This is a genomic window from Fulvivirga lutimaris, assembly GCF_009711525.1.
Lineage (GTDB): Bacteria > Bacteroidota > Bacteroidia > Cytophagales > Cyclobacteriaceae > Fulvivirga > Fulvivirga lutimaris.
Window position 1 is genome coordinate 53,938 of the sequence record NZ_SMLV01000432.1, and the last position, 11,057, is coordinate 64,994.

The window sequence follows — 11,057 nt, forward strand, 5'->3', positions numbered from 1 at the left end:
ACTCAAAATTTAAAATGATGATTACACAAAAAACAACCGAAAAGGGTGGAGGTGATTTTGCTTACAAAGGCCTCTTGATGCTACTCTTTATCTTTTCAATGTCTTACGCTCAAGCTCAAACAACAGAAGAGATGCTTACCTCATTTGTTGAAAGTTATAAGACGGACCCTATGACCATGACAGCTACTTTTGGAATAGCGGTAGGTGATGATTGGTGGCACGTTATTACCGAGCGTAAAGAAGAAGGTTATAAAGTAGGGAAAGGCAAGCAATACACCTTTCATAATCTGGGGCCGCATGAGGTAGAACTACACAAAGGCAAGCCAGAAAAACCGACATGGTATTTTAAGTTCGCTGACAAGTCAATTTTAGAAAATGTAAATAATAAGGTTTATACTGCAAGTACAGCTGCAGCCAAATCAATGCCTTCTGATGTGGTAGCCATGGACATATTGGATATGGATGGATTTGTGTCTACTCAAAAGGATGCAGCCCTTAGTTATGTGGTGTTGGAGCACTTTTGGAAAAAGGATGATATTGAAGTGACCCGTTTTGCTAGAGACAGCTCTCTGCCAAGTCATGGAGCTGAGATAGTGTCACTTTATACGATGAAGGACAAGCGAGTGGCCTGGTTTTCGATTGGTGCAGAAGAAGCAGCCAATGCCGATAGGAATCTGGATAAAGGACAAGTGCCCAATCTTTTCATTTTTACTAAGGGGCGTGGTAAAGCATTGTTTGGAGATGAGGAGATAGAGGTAGAACCAGGGATGAGTGTATTTATAGGGCCATACACTAAGCACGTTATTTATAACCCTTATGACGAGCCTTTGGAAGGTGTGTTAGTACTCTTTGGCGATAATATCGATTATGCCAAAGGACAGTCTTATCTGGAGTTTCTCGAAAAGGAATATGATTTTTATAAAGTGAATGAAAATGAAGTTGTTCAAGCGCAGACATTAGGATCTAACTAAAACCCAAAAGCACCAGCCTGAAGCTGGTGCTTTTATTTCAAAATCCCTAAAAACTCAATCCATGGGCCGACTTCGGTTTTGTACTGTTTGGCCATTACCCTTGAGATTTGACTGATATGGCCGAGGTCATGTACTACCCAGCAGGAGAGGAGTTCCTTTAAGGTAACATCACCCAATACCGGATGCTTACCTTTAAGTTTAAGTTGCTCTTCAGAGATATTGAGTGCTTTTAATTTTTCAATATTCTTATTTCTAAGCACTTCAAACTCATCTAGCAGTTCGTTTATACTTTTGCCTTTGCTATGTTCAAATTGAGCAAACCGATCAAATGGCTGAAAGGTCTTGTCTTCATTATTACTAAGGATGAGGTTGCTTCGTTTGAGCCAGTCTTCCTGTTCGCCATGAATAAGGTGGCCAATAATATCAAATGGACTCCAGGTGTCAGGTCCTTCATTTGAGCTTGTCCATTCGATTGATAAACCATATAGAAAGGTCTTAAGAACAGCAGGTGTTCTTTCTAAAATATGGATGGCTTGGGTGAGGTTGTATTGCATGTGTCTTGAATTATCTAAAAATATTAAAATCAATTTCGAGTTGATTAGGTTGGAAGTTTGACTTAAGAAATAATATAAAGTTGTCCAAACCTTCCTTTTTTGAAAGAGTCTTAAGGTTGAATATTTCAAATGTTCCATCAATAAACTCAGTTCTTAAAACAAGCTGAGGAATAGTTGCTTGATAAATAGCGATTGATCCTAGAACGAGCAAAAAACCAAACATTATTATAATACTACCTATGGCCCTTGCACTTTGAGTATGTGGGTTTCTGTCAAAAAGAATGAAGTCAATTATTCCGGTACTATAAAACAGAAAATAGAGAGAAGAACAAGTCAATACGAGCCCAAAAGAACCAAGTAGTAATGGTCTTTTAACGGAAATTGATTTGTTAACAGATAACCTTTTTATATCGCTAAAATTCACTTTTTTATATGGAAAGTTACTTCTTAGAAGTTCTATTTCATTACCAGAAAATCTGAAATATTCAGTTTCAAATTGATAGGTTGTCTCCATGTTGATTAACAATTATTTTTGATTCCAATCTAATTAATTCCTTTGAAGAAGACTTTTCAAATTCTAATAAAATAGCAAAGCGGGTTGACTTACATCAACATCAAACTCCCCCAGTTCCATTTCAATGTTCGATGCACGAGTTATTTCCTTCTGATGCTTCTCATAGATTAAAGATGATTCACCTTCCCAATTCCATAAAATTTTGTCAGCATACATTATCTTGAGTGAAGAACTAGTTATATGAATTATTCTGGGAGATAGCACTAGCACTCTTCCTTTACTAAAGGAAATAACAAGCTGATTTGTCTCCTTATTAAATGCTATGGCTGTTATTTTCTTTGGTTTATCAAGGTTCTTTGCTTTCCAATCTCCCCAAATCTTTAATACCCCATTGCCAGGTTTCCATACTCCGGTTTGATAGAGTTCAACAAGCTCTTCTTTGGCTATTTCTTTAACTCCAGAACCTGCGGTTGGAATAAGATGGTCTAAATCAGGAGATGAGAAATTATTTATTTCCCCAAATGGCCTGCTTTTTATAAGTCTGAATACGTAGTATGATGCATAAATTCCTCCAATAAATATTAATCCGCTGATAACCATGCTGATAATATCACCTGAAGCAAGGAATGACAATGCAAGTGCTGAAATACCAAGAAAGGTAAAGGTGGCTCTTATAATTGCTCTAAGCATTGATGATGAAAGTTTTGTTTCTGAGCATAATCAGTCATAGTTAACTGTAATTATAATAACTCCCATACTTTCATATGAAATATGAGTCTGGTTGGACAATTCACTTAATTCTATGAGCTTTTTCTTATTAATTTCTGAATTATAGCTGAGGTAATAGATATCAGTAACGGGAATCTCCTTGTGAAAAAATGAAATAGGGTTTGTATTAAGTTTGTTTATTTCCTCTAATGTGAAGGTATTAAGTTCTCCTGCACCCCAATATATATCATCATCTTTGTTTATTTCCTTAATGGCGATGACTTGTTCTACTCGAATCAACAGTTTATCGTCCTCATTGATAGCTTTGATTTCAGATATTGAGTCATTATTTATTGTCTTTACTTCTTTGAGAAGAGTAAATACGGAATCACCTTTATCTCGGTGAAACTCAAGAAGGTTTTTAGGAAATTGGTTTTGCTTTGTGCTATTAACCCATTGATCATTCCAATAAATAAATCCTGATATCGTATCACCATTTGCTAAAGAGATTTCTACATTTCTGAGGCTCCAACATGCTAAGCAATCAGCATGAACCAATTTTGGGGATAAGCAAAGCAGTACCATTATGAATATTGATTTCATTGGATTTATTTGCGTAATAAAATTTCTTTACCCCAAGCCAATACTTTTACCCCACTTGAATAATGAACTAACGCAGGATTACCTTCAAAAAGTGACTTAAAACGTGGATAGCAATATGTTAACTCATTTATCTCAATATTGTGTAAGGGCCATTCTAGGTGATGAATTTCAAATTTATTTATTCCTGAAGAGGAGTCCTGAAATAGGGCATACCTTTCAGTTAAAAATTTGTCCAACTGAGTTTTATCATTTTTGTCTTCAAGGATGTTGTAATTGATGGAAAGGTTATCCTTGAAGCGAGCATTACTGGAGTCGAAGCTATTTGTATGTCTTTTGATTTTTGAAAACCTATAAGGTAATTCTGAAATACTCTTGGCCAGCCAGGTGGATACTTTGTTTCCAGCTTCAATACTTAAAAAATATACTCCTGTTTTGCCTTTGTTTTTAACGTAAGTGCGGATGTTTATTTCTTCAAAGTTGGAAACAGGCGGAAAGGTAGGTAAAACTCTTGGCCTCACATTTTCCATGGTAAACGCCACAATTGAAACCCAAGGCTTATCTTCAAATAAATCGATTTCCAATTCTTTGGGCACCAAATCCCGTAGCATGTTAGAATCAACCTGCCAATGAAGGAAAACTGCTTTGTTCCATTCCTGATAAAACTTCCACTTTCCAGAAGGAAGCGGCCATGGACGGTGATCAACTTGACTTAAAAGTTTATTGAGCCTCATTTCCTGTCGTTTACTCCACAACCACCTCATCAATAAATACCCAAGACTGGCCGCCAGCACCTAAATGCCAGTCTTGTACCTGACCGTAAGCTTCTATCTGCACTTTTACATACCTTGCTTTAGCGTCTACTTTGGCAGTGTAGTCATCCAAAACCACACCTTCCTGATGGTCGTCTGTTTTGCTTGTAAGAGTGGCCACTTCTTTAAAATTCTTACCATCTGTGGACACAGAATAGATCACCTTCTTCGGCATCCAGATCCATGATTTTATATCCTGCAAAAAGCCAGCACTTAAGGTTGATATTTGCTGTTGCGTATTAAGATCTATCACCAACTCTACATCCTGACCTTGCCAGCCTTGCCATGCGCCAGTTCTGAAATCATCACCACCGCGTATATAATCTATCAATCCATTGTCTCCGCCACCTGCATATTGGGTGTTATACTTGTTCTTGTAAGTGACTGTTCGTTTGTTATCTACTTTAATAAATTTCGAAACCGTCTCCTTACTCTGGCCATTGCCCTCAGCCATTGCCATGGCTTTAATAGTTGTTGTATTCATCAGCATAATTGGGCCAGCATATAGGGTCGATTGAGCAGTAGGGGTGCTGCCATCAAGCGTGTAGTAGATACGGGCATTGGCATCAATATTCTTCAATTCCACTTTTAGAGAATCAAAAAACACCTGACCTTTGGCTTCTATATAGGGCACCGCTGTAATCAGCTGATCTTCAATAGCTGTAGCTGGTATCTCATGTTCCCATTTATTATTTGGTTCCGAAGACATTTCAAACACCAATTCTCCACCCTTTACAATATCAGCATGTGCTATAAATGACTTGTTGTAGGGTTCGCCATTGAGGTAAATTGACTTTATGTAAATATTGTATTCTGATTGATTATTGACAGTGATAAAGAAGGTTTTGCCATTCTCAAGATTCAAGTTCGCAGACTTCACTTTGGGCGATCCAATGATATAATCGGTACTTCCTGGTGTAACAGGGTAAAAACCAACGGCTGACAAAACATACCAGGCTGACATCTGACCACAGTCTTCGTTACCAATCAATCCATCAGGCTGGTCAGTGTACATTTCATCCAGCATATGCCTTACTTTCTCTTGCGTCTTCCATGGTTTGCCAATGAAGTTGTACAAATAGGTCATGTGGTGACTTGGCTCATTGCCATGGGCATATTGTCCAACCAGGCCTGTAATATCCACCTGCTCACGACCAGAAGTTTCATTAGTGGTTGAGAAGAGTAAATCCAGTTTTTCTTCAAACTGATCTTTACCGCCATGAAGTTTTATTAGGCCAGAGATGTCTTGAGGTACAAAAAAGCTATACTGCCATGAGTTGGCTTCTGTAAAGTTGAAATTTACTTCAGTTGGATTAAAAGGCTCAGTAAACTGCTGGTTTCTTTTCGCTCTCATAAAACCAGAGGTTGGTTCAAAAATGTTTTTATAGTACTGAGCGCGTTGAATGTATTCATTGTAAACGGCTTCATTTCCGAAGGCCTTGGCGAATTGTGCTATGCACCAATCGTCATACGCATATTCCAGATTCTTAGAAACAGACTCATGCTCCTCATCAGAGGCCATGTAGCCTTTTTGGATGTAATCCTGTTTGCCCAGCTCATTGGCAGTTGCCGTTTTTATCATCGCCTTCAACGCCAACTCCGTATCGAAATCTGTCAGTCCTTTGTTAAAAGCATCCAGGATAACTGGCACAGAATGGTAGCCGACCATGCAATAAGTGTAGTTACCAGAGAGCTCCCACATCGGTAGCTTGCCACCATTTTCATATTGATTTAAAAAGGTTTTGATAAAGTCCCTGGTGCGTTCCTGTTGAATGATGGTATAAAGCGGATGAGCGCCTCTGAAAGTATCCCAAAGCGAAAAGATGGTGTAATTATTAAAGCCATTTGCTTCATGAACTTTTAAATCAGTACCCCTGTACTGACCATCCACATCCTGAAAAGCATTGGGGTTGAGGTAGGTATGATAAAGGGCCGTGTAGAAAATTTCTTTGTCAACTTCATTTACGGTTTCAACTTCTACTTTCGCCATTTCCCTATCCCAGGCCATTTGCGTTCGTGCTTTTACATCTTCAAAGTCCCAATCAGGAATTTCAGCATGTAAATTCTTTTTGGCACCTTCTGTGCTCACTGCTGAAATACCGGTCTTAGCCAGGATTTCCTTTTTTGGGCTAAATTTCATAATCAACTTTGTTGAATCCTGATTGTATATGAATTCATCAGCAGCCTCTGAGAGTTCAACATAGAAAAAAGCATACTGTTCAACGGCCCAGCTTTTAGATACACGCATACCCTGCACTGTTTTATTGTCAACCACTTCCAGTTTATAGTCCAATAGCTCATCGCGGTGTTCGAGGTCTATTATTATGTAAGCATCTTCAGGATTATCAAAGCTGTATTTGTGGAAACCTGCCCGGGTGGTGGAGGTTAATTCCACATTGATATTATAGTCTGAGAGATAAACTTGATAGTAGCCCGCCACAGCTTTTTCGTTGCTATGTGAAAACCTGGAGGCATAACCCTGATCAGGAGAGGTTTTGTAGCCGTTATCAAACTTGGGTTCACCAGTAGCCGGCATAAAAAGAAAGTCTGCATAATCGGGAATACCGGTGCCGCTCAGGTGTGTATGTGAAAAACCATAAATGATAGAGTCTGAATAATGATAGCCACCGCAGCCATCCCAACCTTCTAGCCGCGTATCCGGACTTAATTGCACTCCTCCAAAAGGTGCTGAAGCGCCAGGGTAGGTATGGCCATGTCCCCCGGTGCCAATAAACGGATTGACATATTCGTGAAGTGCTTTTTCTTGTTTGCTACAGGAAAAAAATAGGATTGATAAGATGATTAAGGTGGATAACGTCTGTTTCATTATAAATGCTTGTGTATTTAATAGGATTGCCAAATTACATGATTATCTGAAATTCTATAACGATGACAATTTTCTCTACGGCCTTTAGGTGGCATCTGTGGTTAAAATTTAACCGCAGAATGCACAGAGAAACACAGAGGTTTTAAAACATCGGTATTAGACATTTTACTTTATCGGTTATTCCCAACTCAAATTAATTAGCTAATTTTTGCCCCGCTTACAAAAAAACAGCTCCATGACTTCAAGAAGAAATTTCGTAAAACTATCTGCATTAGGCAGTCTCTTTTCATTCAACGCATTCTCAACATTTGGTAAAAACACACCTATTCTTCCTTCGAAGGAACCAGTTGTTATTTCTACCTGGAACCATGGCATTATGGCCAATAAAAAGGCCTGGGAGATATTGAGTGCCGGAGGCACCGCTTTAGATGCCGTTGAAAAAGGGGTGATGGAAGTGGAGAATGATCCAACAGGTGCTTCTGTCGGTATTGGTGGCCGTCCGGACAGAGAAGGTCGGGTGACGTTAGATGCCTGTATTATGGATGAAAAAAGCCGCTGTGGATCTGTTGGATTTTTGCAGGACATCAAAAATCCTGTGGCTGTTGCCAGAAAGATTATGGAAGAAACTCCGCATATTATGCTCGTTGGAGAAGGAGCTAAGCAGTTTGCGTTGGAGCAGGGATTTAAAGAAGAAAATCTGTTAACGCAAGAATCTGAAAAGGCCTGGAAAGAATGGCTAAAAGAATCAAAATATAAGCCTGTAATTAATGTTGAAAACCATGATACCATAGGCATGCTGGCGTTGGATAGCAATGGCAACTTATCAGGGTCATGTACTACTAGTGGTGCAGCTTACAAACTTCATGGTCGCCTGGGTGATTCACCTATTATTGGTTCAGGGTTGTTTGTTGATAATGAAATTGGAGCAGCGTGTGCGACAGGGCTTGGTGAGGCGGTAATTCGTGTTGCAGGTAGCCATTTAGTAGTGGAATTGATGCGTCAAGGGCATGAACCGGAGGAGGCTTGTAAGCTGGCGGTAGACAGAATCATCTCGAAACACGAAAATATGGAAGGCCTGCAGGTGGGCTTTTTGGCATTGCGAAAAGATGGAAAATATGGAGGTTATAGCGTTTACAATGGCTTTAACTATGCTGTTGCGAACAAGCAAATCAACAATGAGTTGGTAGATACTAAATTTGACCGTTCGTGGTAAAACGAGCTTGTTTCCTATTCTCTATCTTATTTGTATTCGGGTGCACACAGCCAGATAGTTCGCAAGAGCATGATCGAATAGTTACACTGGCATCTTCTATCATCCCAAAGCCAAATGAAGTTGATTTAAACACCGATGAATATTTTGAATTCACAATAAACACAGTCATTGTAGCCGATGATCAACTGTCGTCATTGGTTGGCGTAGTTCAGGGTTATCTTAATGGGCTTACTGGCTTTCAAATTAAAAAATCTGATAATGGAGATAATGCTTTAATTCTTAAGCTGGACGAACAGCTTGATGAGGAGCAATACAGTATTGAAGTCAATAAGTCACAAATACAGATAAAAGGTGGTAGTGATAAGGGAGTGCTGCACGGGTTTCAGAGTATTCGTCAGTTGCTCATAACACAAGACCAGTCATTTGTCATTCCTGCAATGACAATAAAGGATGAACCTCGTTTTCCACGGCGTGGCTTCCAGCTTGATTGTTCAAGGCATTTTATGGAGAAGGATTTTGTGAAGCGATACATCGATCTGCTGGCACTTTATAAAATGAATATATTCCATTGGCATTTGACGGAAGATCAGGGCTGGCGCATTGAGATTAAAAAGTATCCAAAGTTAACTTCTGTAGGAGCCTGGCGTGACGATGGTAAGGGAGGTAAATATGGAGGGTTTTATACCCAGGAGGAAATCAGAGAAGTAGTTGAATATGCTGCTGCACGGGGGATAACCGTAGTGCCTGAAATTGAAATGCCAGGACATTCAGTCGCTGCCTTGGCTGCATATCCAGAGCTGTCATGCACCGGAGGACCTTTTGAAGTAGAAACAGATTGGGGAGTGTTTAAGGATATTTACTGCGCAGGCAATGAAGCTACCTTTACATTTTTGGAAGATGTATTGACTGAGGTGATGGCCTTATTTCCTTCAAAATATATCCATATTGGAGGAGATGAAGCACCAAAGTTCAGGTGGGAAGCATGTGAGAAATGCCAGCAGAGAATTAAAGATGAAGGTCTGCATGATGAGCACGAACTGCAGAGTTATTTTATTAAGCGAATTGAAAAATTTCTTAATGCCAATGGCAGGCAGATCATTGGTTGGGATGAAATATTAGAGGGTGGTCTGGCACCAGGAGCTACGGTGCAAAGCTGGCGTGGTTTTGAAGGTGCAGAGGCTGCAGTTAAAAGTGGCCATAATGCTATAGTTTCTCCAACCTCTCATGCCTATTTTGATTATTCAGTGGATGATATTGACCTTGAAAAGGTGTATTCCTTTGAGCCCGTACCTGAGAGTTTAAACGCGGAAGAGGCATCTCTGATTCTGGGTGGTGAATGCAATATGTGGACTGAACGCGCTCCTCAGCATTTGGTAGATAGTAAAGTCTTTCCTCGAATATTAGCCATGGCCGAAGTATTATGGAGTGATTCCACTAATCGCAATTATCCGGAGTTTAATGATCGTGTTCAAAGGCAGTATTCAATTTTAAATAAACTTGGTGTCACCTACGGTTTTGAAAAGAATCCAGTAGAAGTGAGTTCAGAGGTTAGAGATGGCGACTTGATGGCTAAGTTATCATCCTATGATCCCAATATTGAATTGTACTACAGCATTAATAATCAAAAAGCGAAAAAGTATGAGCAACCTGTTGAAATAAAGGAGCCAGTGACATTTGACGTTACCTTTAAAAAAAATGATATTTTCTATTCGGATACAGTAAAGCAATATTTTGTTCCGCATAAAGGCGTTGGGAAACCAATTGTATTGATTTCGAAATACAGCCCTAATTATGCCGCTGGAGGTGATACGGCACTTTTAGATGGAAAAGGAGGAGGTAGCAGTTTTAATGATGGCAACTGGCAGGGTTACTCAGGAACAGATGTGGAAGTGATTGTTAATGTTGGAGAGGTTGCAGCTATAAACAGTATTAAAGCTGGATTTTTTCAACATAATAGATCATGGATTTTCTTCCCTGAACAGGTTGAGTTTTTACTTTCAGAAGATGGAGAGCATTTCAAATCTGCCGGTATTATAACCAATATAATTGACGCTACGGAGAAAGGTGAATTGATTCAAAACTTTGAGATTTCTACAGAAGGACTTAAAGGCAGGTATCTGAAAATGAAGGCAAAATCAATAGGAAAATGTCCAGATTGGCATGAAGCCGCTGGAAATGATTCATGGTTATTTATAGATGAATTGATTATTAATTAGATGAGCTATCAAATAGAAATATGTGCTAATTCTGTTCAGTCTGTCATCAATGCTGAAAAGGCAGGTGCACAGAGGGTAGAGTTATGTGATAATCTGTGGGAGGGAGGAACAACACCAAGTGCGGCTATGATAAAGCTGGCCAAAGAAAAGACAAACATTGCTATCTATGTTTTGGTAAGGCCGAGAGGGGGTGATTTTGTTTACTCCGATTTGGAGTTTGAGATTATCAAAGAGGATATCAGAATCTGCAAGGAGTTAGGGGTTGAAGGTATAGTATCAGGAGTGCTAAATGCTGATGGCACTGTAGACAAAGAAAGAACCAGGGAACTGGTGGAGCTTTCTAAACCCTTGCCCTTCACATTTCACCGGGCCTTTGATGTAGCTAATGATGCGTTTCGAGCCTTGGAAGATATCATTGATTGTGGTGCTGTCAGGATTCTTTCTTCAGGGCAAAAAAATAGCGCCATTGAGGGAATTGATTTATTGAAGCAAATACAGGAAAAAGCAGCTGGCAGGATTAGTATAATGCCTGGTGGAGGGATAAACCCTGATAATATTTCGGAGTTGTTATCAATTGGTTGTACCGAATTTCATATGTCTGGTAAGAAGGGTCAGGAAAGCCTGGCTAAACCTAGTGCTGTA

At 39.5% G+C, this 11,057-nt stretch carries 10 protein-coding genes; 4 read left to right on the plus strand and 6 right to left on the minus strand.

Annotated features, from left to right (window positions below; translation table 11 throughout):
- Positions 1-17 precede the first annotated feature (17 nt).
- Positions 18-971, plus strand: coding sequence for a cupin domain-containing protein (locus E1140_RS19640; protein WP_155188207.1), 954 nt, complete (start codon positions 18-20; stop codon positions 969-971).
- Between the two features lie 32 nt (positions 972-1,003).
- Here the strand turns inward: E1140_RS19640 and E1140_RS19645 are convergent, their stop codons facing one another.
- The 6 genes from E1140_RS19645 to E1140_RS19670 form a co-directional block, all read right to left on the minus strand.
- The gene (locus tag E1140_RS19645; protein ID WP_155188209.1) at positions 1,004-1,525 is read right to left on the minus strand and encodes a DinB family protein; all 522 of its coding nucleotides are present in this window, start codon (positions 1,523-1,525) and stop codon (positions 1,004-1,006) included.
- Positions 1,526-1,535: 10 nt separating this feature from the next.
- Complete coding sequence (locus tag E1140_RS19650) at positions 1,536-2,039, minus strand: hypothetical protein (RefSeq protein WP_155188211.1); 504 nt, start codon at positions 2,037-2,039, stop codon at positions 1,536-1,538.
- Between the two features lie 63 nt (positions 2,040-2,102).
- On the minus strand, positions 2,103-2,729 hold the full coding sequence (locus E1140_RS19655; protein WP_155188213.1) for a hypothetical protein: 627 nt from the start codon (positions 2,727-2,729) through the stop codon (positions 2,103-2,105).
- A 30-nt stretch (positions 2,730-2,759) separates the two neighbouring features.
- Entirely contained in the window at positions 2,760-3,350 is a 591-nt protein-coding gene (locus E1140_RS19660; RefSeq protein WP_155188215.1) for a hypothetical protein, read from the minus strand.
- A gap of 5 nt (positions 3,351-3,355) precedes the next feature.
- Positions 3,356-4,081 (minus strand): YqjF family protein, encoded by a 726-nt coding sequence (locus tag E1140_RS19665; RefSeq protein ID WP_155188217.1) that lies wholly within the window; start codon positions 4,079-4,081, stop codon positions 3,356-3,358.
- 10 nt (positions 4,082-4,091) lie between these two features.
- The gene (locus tag E1140_RS19670; RefSeq protein WP_155188219.1) at positions 4,092-6,986 is read right to left on the minus strand and encodes a GH92 family glycosyl hydrolase; all 2,895 of its coding nucleotides are present in this window, start codon (positions 6,984-6,986) and stop codon (positions 4,092-4,094) included.
- A gap of 235 nt (positions 6,987-7,221) precedes the next feature.
- On the opposite strand from E1140_RS19670, the gene E1140_RS19675 reads away from it, so the two are divergent.
- The 3 genes from E1140_RS19675 to E1140_RS19685 all read left to right on the plus strand — a co-directional run.
- The gene (locus tag E1140_RS19675) at positions 7,222-8,199 is read left to right on the plus strand and encodes a glycosylasparaginase (protein WP_155188221.1); all 978 of its coding nucleotides are present in this window, start codon (positions 7,222-7,224) and stop codon (positions 8,197-8,199) included.
- Positions 8,193-10,415 (plus strand): family 20 glycosylhydrolase, encoded by a 2,223-nt coding sequence (locus E1140_RS19680; RefSeq protein WP_155188223.1) that lies wholly within the window; start codon positions 8,193-8,195, stop codon positions 10,413-10,415. Before E1140_RS19675 ends, E1140_RS19680 begins: the two co-directional genes overlap by 7 nt.
- On the plus strand, positions 10,416-11,057 hold a 642-nt coding region (locus tag E1140_RS19685; protein WP_155188225.1), incomplete at its 3' end, for a copper homeostasis protein CutC.